Below are 20,245 nucleotides of genomic sequence, written 5' to 3' on the forward strand. Positions count from 1 at the left end.
TTTGGAGTGTTCGACATATAATAACCAGAGATACTGATCTCGGTGAAATCAGTAAAGGGTTAAATATATGTCGACGAAAAATCAATGGGTCACAGATGAGCAGCGCTGGAATGCGCTGAAACTACGAGATAAAACCGCAGATGGTTATTTTGTGTATGGTGTGAAAACATCGAAACTTTATAACCATCCATCCGCTGCGGGACGATTACCGAAGAGAGATAATGTGCTGTTTTTTGATAATGAACAGCAAGCGATAGCGCAGGGATTTCATTCGGGAAAACGTCGTCGTCATGAAATGTCACAGCAAGCTCAGTTTTATCAAGAAAAAATTGAACTTGCTTGCCGGTATATTGAGCAAAATACCCAGAAATATACATTGGCTGAGTTAGCTGATTATGTCGGAATAAGCCCGTTTCATTTTCATCGATTATTTAAATTACAAACTGGGTTAACGCCTAAAGCCTATCGCGATGCTTATCTTCATCAAAAAGTACAAACGCAATTGCAGGAAAATGAGCGGATCACTGATGCCATTTATGATGCGGGTTTTCATTCGAACAGTCGTTTTTATGAAACAGCTAATTCGCGATTGGGGATGACGCCGACAGCATGGAAATCAGGTGGTGAAGGGAGCCAAATCTATTTTGCTCTGGCAGTTTGCTCGCTAGGAAATGTACTGGTTGCACAAAGTCCGATAGGCATTTGTGCGATTTTATTCGGCGATGACCCTGAGCAATTGCTAAATAACTTACAAGATAAATTTCCCCATGCTCAGTTGATTGGTGGAAATAAAGCATTCGACCAAGTGGTTTCTAAAGTTATTGGGTTTATTGAAGCTCCAGAAATAGGTTTTGATCTTCCTTTGGATATTCGAGGAACTGCATTTCAGCAACGAGTGTGGCAAATATTAAGAAACATTCCTGTTGGGGAAACGGTGAGCTATCGTGAAATTGCAGAAAAGATGGGTGCACCTAAATCGTTTAGAGCAGTGGCGAATGCATGTGGTGCGAACATGCTAGCGGTGGCGATCCCATGCCATCGAGTGGTGAGAACGGATGGTGGGTTATCGGGATATCGCTGGGGGATCGATCGCAAGCGCGCATTATTGCTAAAAGAATCGGCGAAAAAATAATAAAGCCTGTTTTGAAAAAGAATAAAGCTGCGCCAAGATTGCTATTGTCGCAGCAATTTTTAATATAAAAAGCATATATATTCTCTAATTAGATAGTTTGTTTTGAAATTAAATTATATTTTGCTATTTATTATAGTATGCAGTTTCTGTTTTATACCCTTCAAAAATTAATTTAATTAAAATCGTTTTGGTTTTTTTAAATAAACCCTTAGATTTTTTGGTTTTTATATTTTTCATGTTTTTTCCTTATAAATAATGACGTTACCCACCGAAAGATGAAAGTGATTGGTTGGGCTAATATAAATTTTGGGTATGGTTTGCCCTTTATGTTTTTTTCATATTCCATAAATGAAATCCTATTGCTGTATTTTGTTTATTTAGCTTCGCATGAGAAATTGACTTAAAAAAGTGACAGATTGGTTTTTTTGTAAAATACAGATCATCTCGGAGAAATCTGTATTACATTACAGATACGGGATTCGATTTTAAGGAAATGAGTGCGATGCTCTATAAACAAATAGCTCAAATGCTGCAGAGCAAAATCCATCGAGGGGAGTTTCTTGGTGGGGAGAAAATGCCGTCGGTACGTGATATTAGTCGCTGCCATGATGTGAGCATCACCACGGCTCAACTGGCTTATCGTGAACTGGAACGGTGTCAGCTCATTTATGCAGTACCGAAATCGGGTTATTTTGTGATCCCTGAAAAGGCCACGGCACCATTGCCTAAAGTGGCTAACTATATTCAAAAGCCTGTTCATATTGATAAATGGAACCCAACGATGGACTTCCTGCGTGTTGAAGAGCGTGCAGGAGTCACATCATTATCGTGTGCGGTACCTAATATTGCAGATAAAACCTTAGAACCGCTATGGCAAGAAATGAATATGGTGGCGCGACGTCGTAATCCGCTAACACTTGAGTATGATAGCTTACAAGGGTTAGCAGCACTCAGGGAGCAAATCTATCATGTGTCCGATTATCGTCAGTCATTTACCCCCGATGATATCGTGACAACTACCAGTGCCCATCAATCACTTTCTATTGCAATTCAAGCATGTACGCAAGCTAATGATGTGGTTGCTGTTGAATCACCGACGTTTCCTGGATTATTGCAAACGCTTTATGGGCTGGGCCGTAAAATCATCGAAATTCCAGTTGATCCCCAAACAGGGATTAACTTGGATAGGTTAGAAGAAGCTTTCCAATGTTGGCAGGTCAAAGCGGTGGTGGTCACGCCGACGTGCAATAACCCGATGGGCAGTATTATGCCGGAAAAGAATAAGCAAAGGTTGCTCGAGATGACTAATCGATATCAAGGTACAGTTATCGAGAATGATTGCCTAGCACCTCTTGCTTATGCCTATCCGCGACCGTCAACGATCCAATCTCTGGATACCGAAGGTCATGTGATTCTGTGCAGTTCATTTTCTAAAACCGTTGCACCGGGCACACGGACGGGGTGGATCATCCCCGGTAAATACAAAGAGAAAGTTATGCACTTAAAATACTTATCGCATTGTTCTGGCGAAGTTTTTATGCAGCAAGTGATGAGTAATTTCTTAAAAGAAGGGCACTATTTTTTGCATTTACGCCGAATGCGTCAGCAATATCGTGAATTACAGTGCCAATATCGAGAATTAGTTGAAACACATTTTCCTGCTAATACTCGAATTTCTCGCCCTCAAGGTGGATTTTCATTATGGGTCGAGCATCCTGCCACAGATACGTCGAAATTGATGGAGATTTTGCATCGCAATAAAGTGACGGTATTGACGGGGGCCCACTTTGCTACAGGCGATTGTTACCCAAACCATCTGCGTATTAACTATGCTTTAGAACTGATCCCAAGACGGCGCAACGCGATAAAAATTCTCGGGGAAACTTTAAAAATGAGCATGCTGAAATAGGGCGGAAATAGAAAAAAGAAACCCGCTAATAATAGCTATTAGCGGGTAATTAAACATAAGGAATATTATTTATACAGCAAACTACGTTTACCGCAGTTTATATTGCCAATGCGAGAGTTTGTTTATTTTTAATTCGCATGCCGTTGAGCATACTTAACCATGCCAGCACTGTCACCACCATTAAGATAATAAAGATAAAATACGGAGGAAGTTCAGTCAGAACGAAACCCGTCATCATAGGGTTAAATGCCCCGCCAAGTAATCCTAGCGCCTGAGCAGAAAAATAGCTGGATTTCATGCCTTCAGGGGCAATGCTATCAATTAGCATATATTCCCCCGGTGCGTAAATGAGTTCGCCCAAAGTGAAGATAAATGAGCCTAGCGCCCATAAATAGAGGTTATCTCCAGATCCCATAAAGACAGCTAATCCCCCTAAAAAGAATATGCTACCAATGGTCATTAAGCGTCTTAAGTTATCCGGCGTAATACGTTTGCCTACCGTATATTGCAAAGTGACAACGACGACGGCGTTGACGGGTAAAATCACACCAATTACCGCTTGTGCAAAATCACTGTTGGCTACAGTGATCACATATTGGGAGATCCACGTGGTAAAAGAGCCAAATACGAGTGAACCAAGAAAAGTGGAGAGAATAAACCAAGCCAATGCACGGTCGTGGAGCATTGCTTTGGGGTTCCACACTCGAGGTTGACCATCAACATGGCTTGCAGGTTTGGTGCTTTGAACAAACCGCTGAATAAAAAAGATTGGAGCGGCTGCGGAGACCGCCGCCAGCCAAAATGGCAAATTAATGCTGTACATTAATAACCATGTGCCCATTGGTGGCCCGACCGTCCAACCGATATTAATAAAGGTGTAGTTGAGCGAAAATACTTTAGTCTTTAAGGAAAATGACAAAGTATCTGCAAAATAGCCTTTTAAAACAGTTGAAAAAACAGAATAAGAGCAGTTAATTAGTGAGAAAAATATAATCACCAATAGTGCATTGTTCATGAGCGGAATGGCGATAAATCCACAAATAAACGCTATCACCGCAATAAGCATGCAGCGTTTTTTGTCGACTTTATCCGCCAGCATGCCAAATCCCATACTGAACAACACGCCGACCGTTAAGGCGATAGTCATAGCAACACCGACGATATCGATCGCCATATGGTATTGGCGTGTCAGATAGATCGCCATAAATGGTAATGTGGCGCCGCGCCCGATGGTTAATAGCAGCGAAGACGCGAGCAGGGCAGTATTCGAGATATTGGATTTAGAAAACATGGCTCACGACCTAGGAGTACATTGTTGTTATAAAAATGATTGTTATAAAAATGTTTTATGTGATTTTGTTATATAAAATACATAAAATTACGGCACCAAGAAACGGGTTATTAGGGCGGGAAATCAAAACAATATTTTGATCATGCTATTGTGCCATTGCCAACCAATTATCTGGCTAAAGATAGCGATAGCACAGATAGTAGAGTTATCTGCTATCAGCTTAACTGCATAAAAAATCAATTAATTATTGACTCATCATCCGATTTAATCGGCATATAAACCAAGAGTCGGTTGCCTTTCTCAATATCAAAAGTTAGCGAGGTATAATCATATTGCTGAGCGCGACCTTGATAAATAATATCTCGGACTCCAGTACACGGCTGGTAAATCTCATGGCGATGCCATAAATCATAGAATGTCGATGATTCCGTACTTAACGTTTCAATGAGTTTTTTAATATTAGGATCGTGTTTGGTGCGTGCATAATCTCGGCGGAAACTGGCTAATAGTTGCTGTGCGACCTGTGACCAGTTTGCAAATCGCTCTTGATAACGCGGATCCATAAACAATAAATACAAAAAATTACGGTAGTAAGGTTCGGCTTGTGAGAAATGGAAATGTTCGTCTGCTTGTGAGTTATAGGCCAATACATCCCAGTGCAGATTGAGCACATAGCATAAATAGTGACTCGGAAAATCTGCGATTAATCGTGAAATTGCAGGAGGAACCGTATGCTCAGTATTCGCTGAAACGCTAGGTTCACGGTTTTGAGTAAGCAGATATAAATGTTGGCGTTCTGCGCTATTCAAACGTAATGCCTGAGAAAGACTGTCTAAAAATTGATTAGAAACGCCAATTTCACGTCCTTGTTCTAGCCACGTATACCAAGTTAGCCCAACTCCAGCTAATGCAGCGACTTCTTCTCGACGTAATCCTGGAGTACGGCGGCGCGTCGAGCAGGGTAAACCTACCTGTTCTGGCGATACGCTTTCACGTTTGTTTTTTAAAAAATTGGCGAGTTCAGGACGAGTTCGTTGTCTATTTTTCATAGCCTAATACTTTTAGTAATAGTATAAGTGGTTAAATTGTAACAGGATAATAGGTTGATTATAGTCCTCATTTATTCATCTGTCTTGGTTAATGAGTGTACTATGAATCAACAACAAAGAGCGGCATTAGGTGTTTTATTATTGGCGGGGTTTGTCACCATATTTGACCTGTTTGTGGTGAATGTCGCCATCGTGAGTATCGAGAAATCGTTAAATGCTAATTTGACAGAATTAACGCTAATTATTGTCGGCTATGAGCTGGCTTTCGGTTTATTGCTGATTACGGGGGGACGACTGGGGGATATTTTTGGTAAGCGAACGCTATATCGGATTGGAATGTTTTGGTTTGTATTTTCATCATTATTATGTGCGATTGCGCCGACTGCTTTATTACTCGTTGCAGCACGTCTCATTCAAGGATTATCTGCCGCGCTACTTTTCCCGCAGGTGTATTCCAGCATTCGGATTAACTTTACAGAATACCAAGCTAAAAAAGCGTTTGGTTATTTAGGCATGACATTAGGTTTAGCTGCAATTGCTGGGCAGGCATTAGGTGGCTGGTTAATTACGCTTGATCTTTTTGGGCTAGGATGGCGAACTATTTTTCTGGTTAACTTACCGATTGGCGTTATTGCATTAGGGTTTTCCCGTTATTTACTTGAAGGGGATAAATTGCAAATTAATCTTGATTGGTTGGGTGTGCTGTTATCCAGTGTTGGCATTGGTTGTGGATTATTGCCGTTTTTAATGCTGCCAGTATGGGGCTGGAATATGATGAGTAGCGGGTTATTCGCAGTGGGTTGTTTGGTTTTAGGCTGCTTTGTTTATTACGAAATTGAGCGAGAAAAACGCCAATTAACACCTTTATTCAGTATGCGAATTTTGCTCAATATACCTTTTATTATTGGGCTAATGGTCGTCATGAGCGTGTATGCAACATCATCAGTATTTCCTTTGTTACTTTCTATTCTGCTGCAAAATGGGTTTGGCTTAACGCCACTTACTGCAGGGTTGGTGTTTGTTCCTTCCAGCATTGGATTCGTTGTATCGTCTTTTTTGACACCAAAATGGGTTTACCGCTGGGGAGATAAAACCCTGTTATGGGGAGCTATCCTGTATGGGGCAAGCTATCTTTTGTTAATCGTCGCGTTAAGTGGTGGCCAATTTGGTGCCGGAATTTGGGCGTTATCACCCATTTTATGTGCGATTGGTTTTACTCAAGGCATGATTATGACGCCAATGCTTAATTTAGTCCTTTCCAAAGTGTCTCACAGAGAAACGGGAATGGCTTCAGGTTTGACGGCGACACTCCAGCAAATAGGTGCAGCGGTTGGTGCTACGGTCGCTTCGGTGATCTTGCAGTATGGATTGATTCATTTCGAAGATGGAAATTCTCTGGAAACTTTACGTCAAGCAACATGTTTAAGCTTGAGTTTCAATGTATTAATGGCGATATGCGCGGCGTTGTTGCTGAAGAGGTTGGTTGCGAAAGTGAACTTCAAACCCTGTTCGAATCATTAAAAAGAGCGCAAGGGAATGCGCTCTTTCGAACTTTCAACCTTTCAATAAAATGCGGTCATTATAATGAAGCGAGATAAATTCGGCGGCTCACTTCAGGGGTAATATCACGATGTTCTCCGAGTGTCACCATGCTATGTGCCACAAGGCTTTCGACTAAAGGCTCTACGATTTCTTGGTTGAGCTGATAATCTTTAAAGCGAGTTTTCACGTGCATTGATTCGAAAAAGTCTCTTGTTAATTCAATGGCTTTGAGTGCTTTTTCTTTTTCGCTGCCTTCACGGATATCCCAGACACGTTCCGCATACTGCGCCATTTTCGCTTGTTTCTGAGGTAGTTTTTCTTCCATTAAGGAAGGCAGGATGATAGCTAAGGTTTGGGCATGATCTAAACCGTAGAGAACGGTGATTTCATGACCTAACATGTGGGTTGCCCAGTCTTGCGGTACGCCAACACCAATTAAACCATTTAACGCTAATGTTGCTGTCCACATTAAATTGGCGCGAACATCGTAATTGGTTGGATTTGCTAAGGCTTTCGGACCAATATCGATCAAAGTTCTCAGTAGACCTTCAGCAAATGCGTCTTGAACATTGGCATTCACAGGGTAGGTGAGGTACTGCTCGATAACGTGTACAAACGCATCCACAACCCCATTACTGATTTGGCGAGGCGGTAATGTGTAGGTTTTAACTGGGTCTAAAATAGAAAATTGTGGGAAAACTTTATCACTCATAAAGGCTAATTTTGCATGTAATTCCTCACGGGTGATCACAGAACCTTTGTTCATTTCAGAGCCAGTTGCAGGGAGGGTCAACACTGTACCAAAAGGTAATGCGTGTTTAATAGTGGCACCACCGCTGGTCACTACTTCCCATTTATCTCCTGCGTAATTGACTGCTGCCGCGATAAATTTAGTGCCATCAATGACGGATCCACCGCCAACGGCCAGTAAAAAATCATAACCTTCGCGTTCAATCTGCGCGACAGCTTTGATTAAGGTTTCATAGCGAGGGTTGGCTTCAATCCCACCAAAATAGCCAATTTGGCGATTTTTCAATGCGCTAGCAACTTCATCGAGGGTGCCATTCTTGCGAGCACTTTCACCGCCAAATAGCACAAGGACTTTTGCATTCGCGGGAACCAATCGGTCCAATTCACTTATTTTACCTTCACCAAAAACAATGCGCGTTGGGTTGTAAAACTCAAAATTATTCATATACAAACCTTTGGTTGGGAATGGTAGGGGATGTCATTTGGCATCGGTTAGGGTTAAAAACGTTGAGATCACACTAGTATACACTCGAAACTATTCAAAGGATGATCAAAAAATTTGATTGGGACTTGGTTTATTTATCGCTGTATTTTCAATTTACTATCTTAGGCGGTACCGTGATTGTGGGGAAAGACAAAGGGATAGAATTAAATAATAATTCGACGCATTTAATGCGTGCCGACGTATAATATGACTCATTTAGTGTAATTAGGGTTTCAGCTGCATATGACAGAAATAAATAAGAACACACTCTCTTCGGAGTTGACGAAAGAAAAATTAATCAATGAAGGCATCAAACAGTTTGCTCTTTATGGTATTAATGGCGTAAGAACTCGTCAACTGGCTGAATGTGCGGGAGTTAACCAATCAGCCATCCCTTATCATATGGGAGGAAAGATGGGTGTCTATGCAGCTGTTATCCATAAAATTGCGGCAGATCTTGCCCAAATGAGCAATGTGAGCGTATTTGATGTGCAGTTTGAGCAATTAAAAGCACAGGCAAGCCATGAGGTAATAGAAGCTGAATCATTACTCCGGTTATTAATAAAAGGGCTGGGGTTGGCGTTGTTGTCACCGGGGCATGAATATTATTCCATATTAATCCTAAGAGAGCAGTTGGAGCCTACCGAAAACGCCGAGATTATTTTTAAAGAGTTTATTGAGCCTTTTCATTCTCGATTAACGTCACTTGTTCAATTTATTACGAATGAAGATCGGGCGACGGCGATTATTTCTGCACATGCTTTAATTGGGCAAGTTTTGGGATTCGTGATTGCGAAAAAATCACTATTAAAACGATTGAATCAAGAAAATATTGATAAAGATTTATTGGATAAAATCCTAGAGCAAGTGAGTGTATTTGCGTGTAATGCCATCATATCTCGTTAATTTTTAATTTATGTCATGTTAATTTTAAACCGTTGCATTAAGATGATAGAAAGCGATTAAGCTTAATCATCAAAGGTAAACGAATAGATTATGCGGCGGTTCATTCAATTAGATCTTCCTCCAGAACCTGTTATTAATGAAAAGTGTGTCCATAAGCGCTTGAAAAATAGTGTTTGTGACAACTGTGCGAGCAGTTGTCCAGTGGGTGCGATTTCTTTTGGTTTTATGGATGCGAAAATTGATAATGAACTGTGTTATCAATGCGGTAACTGCCTGTTTACCTGTCCAGTCGATGCCATTGAGAATATTCAGCCTCATGAACGAACCTACCAAAATGGTTTTTTGGTTATCAGCCATGATGAACCTCTCGCCAGCCCTGAAGAACTGATTGTTTGGCATCGCCAATATGCTATTCGAGGTATGCAAATTCCTGAACCGCTGGTGGACAAATGGTTGCCAGCCTTAGCCGCATTAAATTTAAAATTGGAAGCATTACAAGAGCCTATTTGGAGTTTGACCATCACCAAACCTGCGGAAGTGGACAATGGGCGTCGTAGAATGCTTTTTCGTCAAAAATTAGATAGTCAGCCATTAGACAGTGACAAGGTCAAAACGGGATTGAATGCCAGAAAACAGTTTTATCCTGAAGATAGCTGGTTCCATATTGCATTAGATACGGCGAGCTGTATTTTATGTGGTGCGTGCGCAAAAGTGTGCGATGAGCAGGCGATAGAGCTTGAAGACCATCAATTTAGTTTAGACGATAAGCGTTGTACAGGCTGTATGAGTTGCCAAGTGGTCTGTTTCCCAAAATCAATTCAAGTTCATCCTCATGTTGCAAAAAATAGCGAACCACAGAATTTCCATTATTTCGATGGAACATGCCAAAAATGCCAATTACCTTTTTCGGCATGGACTGCGGAAGAAACTCTGTGTCCAATTTGCGCACAACATAAACAGCAAGGCTGGTTATAAATGAGTGTGCCGCAAACAAAAGCTGAACTGCTTTTAACTATTGATAAAAACTTTAGTAAATTAATTAGTTACCTCAACTCAATCCCGCCAAAAATGACCTCAGATAACTCAATGGATGGACATGCCAAAGGAACGGAAATGAGTGTTCGTGACCTCGTTTCGTATCTGATCGGATGGAATGCACTTGTTGTAAAGTGGATCACTTCTGATGCTAAAGGCCAGCCTGTCGATTTTCCAGAAACTGGCTATAAGTGGAATCAGCTTGGTCTTCTTGCTCAAAAGTTTTACTCAGATTACCGTGAGTTAAGTTATGAATTGTTAGTGGTTGAACTTCAGGCTGTAAAAAATGAAGTTGTGAAGCTTATTGATGAGCGTACCGATGATGTTTTATATGGAAGATCATGGTACACAAAATGGACGATGGGGCGAATGATCTCATTCAACACATCTTCGCCGTATGCCAACGCTAATGGAAGATTAAGAAAGTGGGCAAAAAATAATAATATCAGTTTAAAGTAAGAATCAGAGTGAAATTATATGGACGAAAAATCGCTCTATGCCTAAATTGTTAACCTGACTACTTTTAATGTATAAAATAAGCGCCTTTATTCAGGCGCGTATTTACAAACTTAACGTTATTAATTCACTTCACTCTCTCGCATATTCTCAATAATCATTTCAGCAATTTGAGGGTTTAATGCGGCTGGCGTATCGTGCCCCATACCTTCAATCACTTCTAATTTTGCTGTTTCAATATTATCAAAAATATCCTGACCTGAAGTGACGGGGAATAATGGGTCAATAGAACCGTGGATCACCAGCGTTGGGGCAGTGATAGCACCGAGGAGAGGTCTTAGATCACCCGTTACTGCAACGGCAGCTAACTGACGTTTAGTACCTTCAGGGGAGTAATTACGCTGGAATGCTTGTGTAATATAGTCACGGCAATTTTCTTCATCGAACGGCACGCACGTTGAACCAATACGACGGTAAAATGCGAGTTGCCCAGCAACGTATCCGTCAAAATCTTGTTTAGGATCTACGCTAGGAGACATTAGCATTTTCATGACATCCGGCTCGCTTTGCGGCAATTGAGGATTGCCAGTTGATGACATAATTGGGCAAAGTGAAAGAGTGCGGTTCGGAACTTTTGATGCAACCACTTGCGCTATCATTCCTCCCATCGAACGCCCTACAATATGGGCTTTCTCAATGGATAAGCTATCTAGCAAGGCGATAATATCATCGGCCATTTCAAATAAGGTGTAGGGAACATCGACATGCTCGCCGTTTTGTAAGCGCTCAGCCATTTCTCCGATATTTAGTGGCGGGTAATTATCTAAATGTGGCGATAAACCCGCATCACGGTTATCGGGACGAATAATATAAAAACCTGCATCGACAATTTGTTGGCAAAATTCTGATGTCCAACTAATGTTATGTCCACCTAACCCTGCAATAAGTACGACTGCAGGGTGTTCTGGCTGACCAAAGGTATCGTAGTACAATGTTAATGGTGCTGTTTTTGTCATTTTATTTCCCTATTTTTGGCGATAGCTATTTATGCAATAACTCAGCAAGAAAGGCTAGCGCTAAAAAAAACAATCGTTACCAATTTAAACGCCATTTACTTTAGTTATTAATAATAAATCGACTTTGTTAGAGAACTTAGAGAGCTTTTTTCTGGTAATAATTGATCCCTAACAGCGCAAGCGCAGCCACAAATGACAATACCGCGACATGTAAATTGCCCATTAATCCATACAGAGAGACGAAAACACCACCAAGCGCAGAGCCTAAGGCGATTCCGCTATTAAAAAAGGCAATATACAGGGAGCTTGTGGCTTCAATATTGTGGGCGCTGTAACGCATCATCCAAGTCATTAAAGCGACAGATACGCCACCATAAGCAATTCCCCAAAGTACCATAGTGGACAATACCATCCATACACTCATTGGAAAGAATATATATGCGCCTAAACTTAAGATAAGACCGCTGGCTATCATCACGACCACAAAATTTAAGTGTTTGTTGGCGGTGAGCCCAAATAGAAAGTTACCTACGATACCTGCCAACCCGTAAATCAGTAAGATGCCCCCTAAAAGGTCGTTTGAAATCAAACCATTACTGGATAGCAGCGCACGAATATAGGTAAACGCCATAAAATGCCCGGATACAATAAGCAGCGTTATCAGCAGCCCATTGATAATGATGGGACGCTTAATTTGAGTGATAAACGTTTTAAATGTGGGAGACGTCATCGCGGGAAGAGAAGGCAATTGTGTGAGCAAAGAGAATAAAAGTAACAATGAAATAAAGGACATTGAGGCAAATGCGGCACGCCAACCTAGCCATTCGCCCATTAAAATGCCGAAAGGTACGCCCAGTACAGACGCTGCTGCCACGCCACCAAAAACTAACGAAGTTGCTAGCGCGACAGAGGGGGCTGCCACTAAGCGAGGCACTAACCCGCCTGCTAATGCCCAAATAATGCCAATACAAACGCCAACAAAAAGACGACTGATCAAGAGTAGCCAATAATACGGTGTTAAAGCCGCCACTAAGTTACAAAGGGTCAGTAAAATTGCTCCAATCAGTAACAGTGTTTTGCGGTCAACAGAACGCGTAAATAACACAATCAGCGGTGAGCTGATGGCGGCGGTGATAGCAGGAAGTGTCATTAAGAAACCGGTGGTTGCTAAGGAAACAGAGAAATCCTCCAAAATTGGCGTTAATAGCCCTACGGGGATCATCTCGGTTGTCACCACACTGAAGGTCGCCAACATGAGCGTCAGAATAGCCCCCCATCGCTGTTGAAAAGTTACATTGCCTTCAATCGTTATTGTGTTCGTCATATAAAGTTCCAAATAATTGCGGTCAGTAAATAGTTTCAAGCGTGAGTTGATCTTATCTGGGACATTATTGATAATAAATATCACTTCTGTGGCTTCATTGGGGACAAATCGTGTCTAATTCAGCGTCATTATTGATGGATAATTTGTTGGATTTAAAAGTCTTTGTGGATGTGGTCGAAACGGGAAGCTTTACGCATTCAGCGGAAAGGTTGGGTATTTCACGTTCGGCCGTGGGGAAATGTGTCACGCGATTAGAAAGCCGGCTACAAATTCGCTTATTGCATCGCACGACCCGCAGCCTTCGCTTAAGTGATGAAGGGCAAACCGTATATGAAGGGGCGCTCAAGATTTTACGTGAAGTCGCCAATATCGAAAATGAACTGAGTCAGGGACAACTACAGCCAAAAGGATTATTGCGTATTACAGTTCCAGTCATATTTGGGCGTTTGTACATCATGCCTATCGTTAAAGAATATGTACGGCGCTGGCCTGATGTGGAGGTAGATGTTCATTTCTCAGATGACTATAGCGATATTGTAGGTGAAGGGTTTGACCTTGCTATTCGTATTGGGGTAAATGATGATAACCGGCTGATCCGCAAAGTCTTAGCGCCGCATCGATTGATCACTTGCGCATCCCCTGCCTATTTACAACAGTATGGCACTCCACAGAGCATTTCAGAGTTAGTGAAGCATCAAAAGCTGGTATTTAAACATCGGGGCAGTGCTGTTCCATGGCAATTTCATACCCCGCATGGAAAGCAATTATTACCCGTATCAGGGCGCCTGACATTGAATGACACACAGGCAATTTTAGATGCCAGTATTGAAGACGAGGGAATTTGCCAATTAGGGGCTTTCTTAGTGGGAAATGCTATTCAGCAAGGGCGACTGATACCGATATTGAGTGAATTTTCTCGTCAAGAATCCTCGATTTGTGCGTTATATCCGACAAAACGTTATTTGCCGCTCAAAGTGAGCTACTTCTTAACGTTGATCGAGGAATGCTGGCAAGGAAAAGCGATTTGGGACATTTAACTGTCTTTCTTGGCATATAAATAGACCGAAGCCCGAGAAACCCCAAGGTGTTGCGCGATGGTATCCATGGATTTTTTAATATCAAGAAGGCCTTCTTTACGTAAAATTTCGATTAAAGCAACGCGGTCATCCGCCTTCAAGGTACGCGGAGTGGCGGCGATAGAAGCGGCGTATTGATCGATGCGAGTACGGATTGCTTCGCTGCCATTAGGTTCCAGATGCTCTTTAACGGGGCTGCATCCCACTTCTGTAAATTGTGACAGCATACTTTGCATACTGCGAAACTGGGTCATATCTAAATTGAGGCACAATGCGGCAACATATTGCCCAGTTTCATCTTTGATACCGATGGATGTACTTTTGGCTGGGCGTCCATCTGGAAATTGATTGGCATAATTGGCAATGATATTGGGGAAATCGGCAGATTCAATACGGGCGAGACCCAATTCGGTTGTCGGTTGACCTTCTTTACGACCAGATAGATTGTTATGAATCGAAATAATCGAATGCTCAGGATTTTTTAGATCATGAACAACCACTTCACAGAAAGGTGCAAATGTTTCACTTAGCCCTTGTGCTATGGCTTCAATTTGTGCCAATAAACTGTTTTCTTGTGGTTTTGCCATAACTCTACCCCTTCATCTATTTTGGATATCTCTTTAAATATTAAACTATTTTTTTCAATTCTAATAGAGAAGGGGCATAAATTGCTTAAGCTAACATTAATTCTGCGAAGCGCTTAATGTCCACATTTCCGCCGCTGATAATAATCCCAACGCGTTTGCCGCGCAGCTGTTCTTTCATTTTCAAGGCGGCAGCGAAAGAGAGGCAACCGGTCGGCTCCACAATCATTTTCATGCGTTCAGCATAGAACTTCATGCGATCGACTAATTGCGCATCGGTCACGGTTAAAATGTCATCCACATTCTGTTTGATCAGCTCAAATGTGTAGTTCCCAACATGTTGAGTTTGAGCGCCATCCGCGATAGTTTTCGGAGTTTCAATATGCACGATTTTCCCACTACGGAAAGATTGTTGCGCATCATTGCCCGCTTCAGGTTCCACACCGTAGATTTTGCAGTTTGGTGATAAAGCTCGTGCTGCCAACGCACAACCAGACAGTAATCCACCACCGCCGAGACAAACAAATAGGGCATCAAGCTCGCCAACTTCCTCGAACAGCTCTTTCGCGGCAGTACCTTGACCCGCAATAATGTCCACATGGTCGTAAGGTGGGATGATGGTCAGCCCTTCTTTTTCTGCAAGATCGCGACAAAGTTGCTCTCTATCTTGGGTATAGCGGTCAAATCTAATCACTTTAGCGCCATAGCCTTGGGTGGCGGCAACTTTGACTTCTGGAGAGTCAATCGGCATCAATATGGTGGCTGGAATCTTCAAAATTTGCGCCGCCAGCGCGATACCTTGCGCATGGTTTCCTGACGAAAATGCGATAACTCCCGCTTTCTTTTGCGCAGGGGTGAGCTGTGAAAGGGCGTTTAACGCGCCGCGAAATTTAAATGCCCCCATACGTTGGAAGTTTTCACATTTAAAGAATAACTCAGCGCCAAACTCATTGTTGACTGTCGTGGACGTCATCACTGGGGTTTTGTGTGCAATACCTGCAATGCGCTGTGCTGCGGCTTCGATATCTTGATAGGTCGGTAATGTTAATTCAGACATGATATACCCCATTATTAAATGGCTGATTGGTAATAACTTGATTTTTATAACAATGAACTAGCCGCTACAGCGGTTGCTTCAATTTCGATCCCCGCACCAAAATGCAGTTCACTGACACCCGCAACAGCGCGAGCAGGACGAAACTCGCCAATCCAATTGGCATAAATTTGATTAAACACCGGCCAATTGCCCATGTCCGCGATATACACCCGAACCTGAACCAATTGTTGCCGACCGACACCACTGGCAGATAAGCAAGCCTCTAAATTTGCTAATACAAGTTCAGCTTGCTCAGCAAAGGGAGCGTCCGCATGGACATTTCCTTGGCTATCCGTGGGCAATTGCCCCGATACAAACACGAAACCATTCGCCGTGACGGTGTGGGAATAGTGCCCTCTTGGTGGAACCAACTGGGAAGCATTAGTGTAAACAATATTGCTGCAAACGATATTGGTAGAAACGGTATTTTGGCTCATTGATTTTCCTCATTCGGAAATTTAATTTATATAATTAGTCTAATATTGGACTATATGTTTAGTCAATGGCTTTTTTGCTGTTTAAATGAACTAAAAATTTTCGTCAAATTGCCGATGATATCTGTGCAGATCAGTCTAAAAATGAGAAAAATTGTTATAGACGGCATTTTGCTCACGACTTTATACATTGCTGGTCAATCTTCCATAATTAGGGGGATTTGGTGCAAGAATTGGGAAAATAGCGGGGGAATATTTAAATTATTGGTATTTAATTCCAGATGAATAATTAAGCAGTAAAGTTAAATAATTAGGAATAAGAATAATCAAATTGAGATGAATAACTAAAAATGATAAGAAGTTGTTATATAACTACATTTAGGAAATTAACATGGCTAAAATTACCTTTGACCTTCTGGCTATTTATGGCGAAAAAGGGGACACCGCAGGATTACAATATTTACAAGAATCCCTGCTTCCTTTCGCTGCATTTGAAGAAAGCTTACCCAAATCGCTCTTTGATTATGTGATGGAGAGTAAATCCCCTGAAATTCTTATGAAACTGGGGCAGTTGGACAAAGAAAAAGCCACAATTTTGTTAGACAAACCGGGAACGGTGGATTGGTGGTGGGGAAGCCACAGTTTTGATGCCGGCTCGTATAGCAAAGTGATCCGCCAAGGTAAAAATGCTCGCCATAAACTGTATTCCAAAGTGGGTGATGATATTACGCCAGCGCAGATCGCGCGTTTTGCAAAAGTGGTCGCGGCGGCTTGCCAAGAGGTGAATATCAAAATTCTGACGCCAGAATTGCCGTCTTGGATGCTGTATTTACTGTGTGATGCGTTTGTAACCACCTTTGAAAATTCACGCCATGCTAAATATGAACACCGTAAACACTGGAACTACGATCTGCTCAGTCAGTTAGTGGAAAATGAAGCCGAACAACCGGGTAACACCGTGCTATACGGTATTTTTGATAGACAAAACCTGTCTGATTATCACTACGAAAATATGGCGTTATTATTCGCTATCCCAGGTTTAAAAGAATACTTAATTGCTGAGCAAGATTTTATTCGCCAAAGCCTGCTGAGCAATTTATCCGCCAGTGGTCAGATCCAATTGATCGATATCCTGAGAAAAGACGAGGCGCTGTATAGCGTGTTTGCCGATATTTTAGTGCTATTGGCAACCAGTTCACTGAAAACCGTGCGCTCAGCGGCTGAGCCAGTAATGTCTATTCTGCCGGAAGAGGCGGTTAAAACCCACTTAACCAAAGTACTGCTTGAAGGAACGCCAAAACAGCGTACGCAAGCGGCGGATCTGTTTGCCCGTATTGGTAAAGATAGAGATATTCTTGAAGCAGCATTGAAAGTGGAAACCAATAAAACTGTCCTCAAGAGTATTGAAAGTGCGATTTCTCGTTTTGATGTGATGGATTGTGCGAGCGAAGTGGAAGCGGTAGAAATTCCAGACGTTATTCCGATGGAAGATACGCCATTGCCAGCAAGCGCCGTCGATATTTTGGTCTCTAACTTCCGTGAAATGCTGCAAAAAGCGAAAGAAAATGCTGAGCGTGAACTGGAAGAAAATAAACAAGAAAAGCATAAATACACGTGGTCACAACGCCATTACAAAGAGTTCAGTCAACACAGTGAAGACGAATGTGCGGGCTTATTAGCTAAATTAAACTCGGGCGTTGGGGTGATCACCGATCATGAATACAATGTCATCAAGCACAAAGAGCGCATTAATAATTTACCGGAATTCACGCTATTCCACGCGTTGCGTTTGCTGAGTCATAACCGTTCTGATGTTGAGCATTTTTCTCACTATCAACTCACTCGTGATGTTCCTGTTCGTATCCTATCGCAGCTCGATTTACGCCAATTAGAAAAAGGGCTTGAGCAGTGCCATTTTAAAAATGCGAGCCGCTTAATTGCTGACTTATGCCTGCGTTCATACAGTGATGGATTAGGGCTATTTAGAGCGCCGGAACAAATTTGGCCGTTCTTTATGCAGTACCCTGATTTCTTAAGTGAAGCGCTGGGTCTTATCCCACAGCACCAAGGGCATCGTTATTATCAAGAGTATGATGCGTCTAACGCGGTAACCATTTTAGGTAAATACCCGACCATTCCAGCGCGATTCATTCCTCGCATTATGGAGTTGGCGCTGGGTGAAAACAAAACCCACCGTTTAAGCGCTCAAAAATTGCTGGAAACCTTACCAAGCATTCACGTCAATGCGGCAGAAGGATTGGACTCTGGTAAACAAGAGATCCGCGTGACTGCCATCGAATGGTTAGCTCGCTTAAAACATCCAGATTCCCTAAAACCGCTGTACGCGTTGCTGAAAAAAGAGAAACGTGAAGTGGTAAGAGCCGCATTATTAACGGCATTAGAGCAATTTGGCGAAGATATTTCCGGTTACTTAGCACCAAAAGTTTTGCTAGCAGAAGCGCAAAAAGGCTTAAAAGCCAAAGCACCGGCGAGTATGGCATGGTTTGATCTGGACGCTATTCCAGCCATGACCTGGCAAGATAATAAAAAGGTGGACGCGGACATCATCCGCTGGTGGATCATTCTGGCGGTGAAGTTAAAAATGCCTGCGGGTAATGGGCTATTACAGCGATATATCAGCTTATTATCATTAGACAGCCAGCGTAAGTTAGGTAGCTTTATTCTGAACAGTTTTATTAGCCAAGATGTGGCGGGACCGTCACTGGAAGCGGCGATGGCGGAAGCGGAAAGAGACGCTCCATCACGCTTGAAAAACTACCAAGATTGGGTAAAACGCTGGCCTGAATACTATGCCAAGTATGAAAACTTCACCCTTGAGCAGACCATCAACGAGATCAAAAACGAAGTATTAGGTCGTTATTTAGGCTCGGCTATCAGTGAAAAAGGGATGCTTGCGCTGATTTGTGGTGTGGAGGGACATGTTGCCGTAACCATGCTGCGTAACTATATGCGAGACCATTACCAGCGTCGCGCTCAAATTGAAGCGATGATTGACGCGATTGCCGTCAGTAACGACCCGCTGATCATCCAGCTTTTATTATCACTATCGCGTCGTTATCGTACCGCATCGGTCCAAGAAAAAGCTCGCGGATTAGTCTCTGATATTGCGCAGCGTAACGGTTGGAGCGCGGATGAACTGGCAGACAGAACCATCCCAACTGCAGGTATGGACGAAACTGGCACCTTAGTACTGGAATATGGCGATCGCACATTTACGGCTAAACTCGATGCCCAACAAAAACTGGTGTTATTTAACCCAGAAGGCAAAGAGATCAAAGCACTGCCAGCGGCACGCAAGACTGATAATGAAGAGCTGATTAAAGAGTCGAAAAAACTCCTGACATCCAGCAAAAAAGAGCTTAAGCAAGTTATTGAATTACAGACTGCGCGTTTGTATGAAGCGATGTGTGCAGAGCGTCTGTGGAGTACGGCAGATTGGCAGGAATACATTCAAAATCACCCAGTGATGCGTGGTTTAATTGAGCGACTGGTTTGGTTAGAAGTGAAAGATGGCAAAGTGATCAACCAATTCCGCCCATCCGATGATGGTTGCTTATTGAACCTCGATGATGATGAAGTCGAATTAAGCGCAGACTCCAGCATCAAGTTGGGTCATGCGGCGTTACTGTCTGATGCAGACCGTAAAGCGTGGATTGCCCACTTTAAAGATTACAAAGTTAAATTCCTATTCTCGCAGATGGATCACACCATTCCAGATCTGGCGTTAACGCTCACGGAAATCGAAGATAGAAAAGGCTGGCTAACGGATACCTTCACCTTACGCGGCGTGTTAACCAAAATGGGGTATCAGCGCGGTCAAGCGGAAGACGGGGGAAGCTTCTGTCATTACTTCAAATATTTCTCCAGCCTAGATTGCTATGTGTATATGGAATTCAGTGGTAGTTATGTCCCAGAAGAAAATATCCCTGCGGTACTGTATTCCTTGAGTTTCGACCAAGCACAAAAAAGTTCGTGGGATAGAGGCTATGTGGAACTGAAAAACGTGCCGCCGATCCTGTTAGCCGAAAGCTATGCTGACTACCTGAAAGTCGCGGATGCCTGTAGCGGTTTTGATCCTGAATGGGAAAAGAAAACCCCGTGGTAATCATTGATTAATCGACGCATAAATTTAGGAAACCA

At 42.5% G+C, this 20,245-nt stretch carries 17 protein-coding genes; 9 read left to right on the top strand and 8 right to left on the bottom strand.

Translation table 11 applies throughout. The features are described from left to right. Positions 1 to 67: 67 nt before the first annotated feature. Together ada and H0913_RS09600 are read left to right on the top strand one after the other, a co-directional pair. On the top strand, positions 68 to 1,132 hold the full coding sequence (ada, locus tag H0913_RS09595; RefSeq protein WP_181477157.1) for a bifunctional DNA-binding transcriptional regulator/O6-methylguanine-DNA methyltransferase Ada: 1,065 nt from the start codon (positions 68 to 70) through the stop codon (positions 1,130 to 1,132). Between the two features lie 502 nt (positions 1,133 to 1,634). Next, positions 1,635 to 3,041 (top strand): PLP-dependent aminotransferase family protein, encoded by a 1,407-nt coding sequence (locus H0913_RS09600; RefSeq protein ID WP_230086646.1) that lies wholly within the window; start codon positions 1,635 to 1,637, stop codon positions 3,039 to 3,041. A gap of 97 nt (positions 3,042 to 3,138) precedes the next feature. Here H0913_RS09600 and ydeE read toward each other — a convergent pair whose 3' ends face one another. After that, positions 3,139 to 4,332: an efflux MFS transporter YdeE gene (ydeE, locus tag H0913_RS09605; protein ID WP_181477158.1), complete on the bottom strand. Its 1,194-nt coding sequence runs from the start codon at positions 4,330 to 4,332 to the stop codon at positions 3,139 to 3,141. A 236-nt stretch (positions 4,333 to 4,568) separates the two neighbouring features. After that, the gene (locus H0913_RS09610; RefSeq protein WP_154603815.1) at positions 4,569 to 5,381 is read right to left on the bottom strand and encodes a helix-turn-helix transcriptional regulator; all 813 of its coding nucleotides are present in this window, start codon (positions 5,379 to 5,381) and stop codon (positions 4,569 to 4,571) included. Between the two features lie 102 nt (positions 5,382 to 5,483). Here H0913_RS09610 and H0913_RS09615 point away from each other — a divergent pair, with 102 nt between their 5' ends. Beyond that, on the top strand, positions 5,484 to 6,902 hold the full coding sequence (locus H0913_RS09615; RefSeq protein WP_181477159.1) for an MFS transporter: 1,419 nt from the start codon (positions 5,484 to 5,486) through the stop codon (positions 6,900 to 6,902). Between the two features lie 58 nt (positions 6,903 to 6,960). Here the strand turns inward: H0913_RS09615 and H0913_RS09620 are convergent, their stop codons facing one another. Further along, positions 6,961 to 8,118, bottom strand: coding sequence for an iron-containing alcohol dehydrogenase (locus H0913_RS09620; RefSeq protein ID WP_181477160.1), 1,158 nt, complete (start codon positions 8,116 to 8,118; stop codon positions 6,961 to 6,963). A 101-nt stretch (positions 8,119 to 8,219) separates the two neighbouring features. On the opposite strand from H0913_RS09620, the gene H0913_RS09625 reads away from it, so the two are divergent. The 4 genes from H0913_RS09625 to H0913_RS09640 all read left to right on the top strand — a co-directional run bounded on the left by H0913_RS09625 (position 8,220) and on the right by H0913_RS09640 (position 10,557). Next, entirely contained in the window at positions 8,220 to 8,363 is a 144-nt protein-coding gene (locus H0913_RS09625) for a hypothetical protein (RefSeq protein ID WP_154638480.1), read from the top strand. A gap of 37 nt (positions 8,364 to 8,400) precedes the next feature. Continuing rightward, a complete protein-coding gene (locus H0913_RS09630; protein WP_154638479.1) occupies positions 8,401 to 9,063 on the top strand; it encodes a CerR family C-terminal domain-containing protein in 663 nt (220 codons plus the stop codon). A gap of 90 nt (positions 9,064 to 9,153) precedes the next feature. Continuing rightward, positions 9,154 to 10,038 carry a 4Fe-4S binding protein gene (locus tag H0913_RS09635; RefSeq protein WP_181477161.1) on the top strand — a complete coding sequence of 295 codons (885 nt, stop codon included), beginning with the start codon at positions 9,154 to 9,156 and terminating at the stop codon, positions 10,036 to 10,038. Beyond that, on the top strand, positions 10,039 to 10,557 hold the full coding sequence (locus H0913_RS09640; RefSeq protein WP_154603809.1) for a ClbS/DfsB family four-helix bundle protein: 519 nt from the start codon (positions 10,039 to 10,041) through the stop codon (positions 10,555 to 10,557). A 119-nt stretch (positions 10,558 to 10,676) separates the two neighbouring features. Here H0913_RS09640 and H0913_RS09645 read toward each other — a convergent pair whose 3' ends face one another. Both H0913_RS09645 and H0913_RS09650 read right to left on the bottom strand, forming a co-directional pair. Next, complete coding sequence (locus H0913_RS09645) at positions 10,677 to 11,570, bottom strand: alpha/beta fold hydrolase (RefSeq protein WP_181477162.1); 894 nt, start codon at positions 11,568 to 11,570, stop codon at positions 10,677 to 10,679. Positions 11,571 to 11,706: 136 nt separating this feature from the next. Beyond that, the gene (locus tag H0913_RS09650) at positions 11,707 to 12,894 is read right to left on the bottom strand and encodes an MFS transporter (RefSeq protein WP_181477163.1); all 1,188 of its coding nucleotides are present in this window, start codon (positions 12,892 to 12,894) and stop codon (positions 11,707 to 11,709) included. A 110-nt stretch (positions 12,895 to 13,004) separates the two neighbouring features. On the opposite strand from H0913_RS09650, the gene H0913_RS09655 reads away from it, so the two are divergent. After that, entirely contained in the window at positions 13,005 to 13,931 is a 927-nt protein-coding gene (locus H0913_RS09655) for a LysR family transcriptional regulator (RefSeq protein WP_232368778.1), read from the top strand. On the opposite strand, the gene H0913_RS09660 is transcribed toward H0913_RS09655, so the two are convergent. From H0913_RS09660 to H0913_RS09670, 3 genes are all read right to left on the bottom strand, one after another. Further along, the gene (locus tag H0913_RS09660) at positions 13,928 to 14,557 is read right to left on the bottom strand and encodes a helix-turn-helix transcriptional regulator (RefSeq protein WP_036948015.1); all 630 of its coding nucleotides are present in this window, start codon (positions 14,555 to 14,557) and stop codon (positions 13,928 to 13,930) included. The genes H0913_RS09655 and H0913_RS09660 overlap by 4 nt on opposite strands. 85 nt (positions 14,558 to 14,642) lie before the next feature. Further along, complete coding sequence (locus H0913_RS09665; protein WP_181477164.1) at positions 14,643 to 15,611, bottom strand: threo-3-hydroxy-L-aspartate ammonia-lyase; 969 nt, start codon at positions 15,609 to 15,611, stop codon at positions 14,643 to 14,645. A 44-nt stretch (positions 15,612 to 15,655) separates the two neighbouring features. Continuing rightward, on the bottom strand, positions 15,656 to 16,087 hold the full coding sequence (locus tag H0913_RS09670) for a RidA family protein (protein ID WP_181477165.1): 432 nt from the start codon (positions 16,085 to 16,087) through the stop codon (positions 15,656 to 15,658). A 388-nt stretch (positions 16,088 to 16,475) separates the two neighbouring features. Here H0913_RS09670 and H0913_RS09675 point away from each other — a divergent pair, with 388 nt between their 5' ends. Next, positions 16,476 to 20,210, top strand: a complete 3,735-nt coding sequence (locus tag H0913_RS09675; protein ID WP_181477166.1) for a DUF4132 domain-containing protein — start codon at positions 16,476 to 16,478, stop codon at positions 20,208 to 20,210. Positions 20,211 to 20,245: the final 35 nt, after the last annotated feature.

It is taken from the genome of Providencia rettgeri, from assembly GCF_013702265.1.
Classification (GTDB): domain Bacteria; phylum Pseudomonadota; class Gammaproteobacteria; order Enterobacterales; family Enterobacteriaceae; genus Providencia; species Providencia zhijiangensis.

Excerpts from the sequence above, each read along its gene's own strand:
- ada (WP_181477157.1), top strand. The coding sequence starts at position 68 with ATGTCGACGAAAAATCAATGGGTCACAGATGAGCAGCGCTGGAATGCG.
- H0913_RS09600 (WP_230086646.1), top strand. The coding sequence starts at position 1,635 with ATGCTCTATAAACAAATAGCTCAAATGCTGCAGAGCAAAATCCATCGA.
- ydeE (WP_181477158.1), bottom strand. The coding sequence starts at position 4,332 with ATGTTTTCTAAATCCAATATCTCGAATACTGCCCTGCTCGCGTCTTCG.
- H0913_RS09610 (WP_154603815.1), bottom strand. The coding sequence starts at position 5,381 with ATGAAAAATAGACAACGAACTCGTCCTGAACTCGCCAATTTTTTAAAA.
- H0913_RS09615 (WP_181477159.1), top strand. The coding sequence starts at position 5,484 with ATGAATCAACAACAAAGAGCGGCATTAGGTGTTTTATTATTGGCGGGG.
- H0913_RS09620 (WP_181477160.1), bottom strand. The coding sequence starts at position 8,118 with ATGAATAATTTTGAGTTTTACAACCCAACGCGCATTGTTTTTGGTGAA.
- H0913_RS09625 (WP_154638480.1), top strand. The coding sequence starts at position 8,220 with ATGATCAAAAAATTTGATTGGGACTTGGTTTATTTATCGCTGTATTTT.
- H0913_RS09630 (WP_154638479.1), top strand. The coding sequence starts at position 8,401 with ATGACAGAAATAAATAAGAACACACTCTCTTCGGAGTTGACGAAAGAA.
- H0913_RS09635 (WP_181477161.1), top strand. The coding sequence starts at position 9,154 with ATGCGGCGGTTCATTCAATTAGATCTTCCTCCAGAACCTGTTATTAAT.
- H0913_RS09640 (WP_154603809.1), top strand. The coding sequence starts at position 10,039 with ATGAGTGTGCCGCAAACAAAAGCTGAACTGCTTTTAACTATTGATAAA.
- H0913_RS09645 (WP_181477162.1), bottom strand. The coding sequence starts at position 11,570 with ATGACAAAAACAGCACCATTAACATTGTACTACGATACCTTTGGTCAG.
- H0913_RS09650 (WP_181477163.1), bottom strand. The coding sequence starts at position 12,894 with ATGACGAACACAATAACGATTGAAGGCAATGTAACTTTTCAACAGCGA.
- H0913_RS09660 (WP_036948015.1), bottom strand. The coding sequence starts at position 14,557 with ATGGCAAAACCACAAGAAAACAGTTTATTGGCACAAATTGAAGCCATA.
- H0913_RS09665 (WP_181477164.1), bottom strand. The coding sequence starts at position 15,611 with ATGTCTGAATTAACATTACCGACCTATCAAGATATCGAAGCCGCAGCA.
- H0913_RS09670 (WP_181477165.1), bottom strand. The coding sequence starts at position 16,087 with ATGAGCCAAAATACCGTTTCTACCAATATCGTTTGCAGCAATATTGTT.
- H0913_RS09675 (WP_181477166.1), top strand. The coding sequence starts at position 16,476 with ATGGCTAAAATTACCTTTGACCTTCTGGCTATTTATGGCGAAAAAGGG.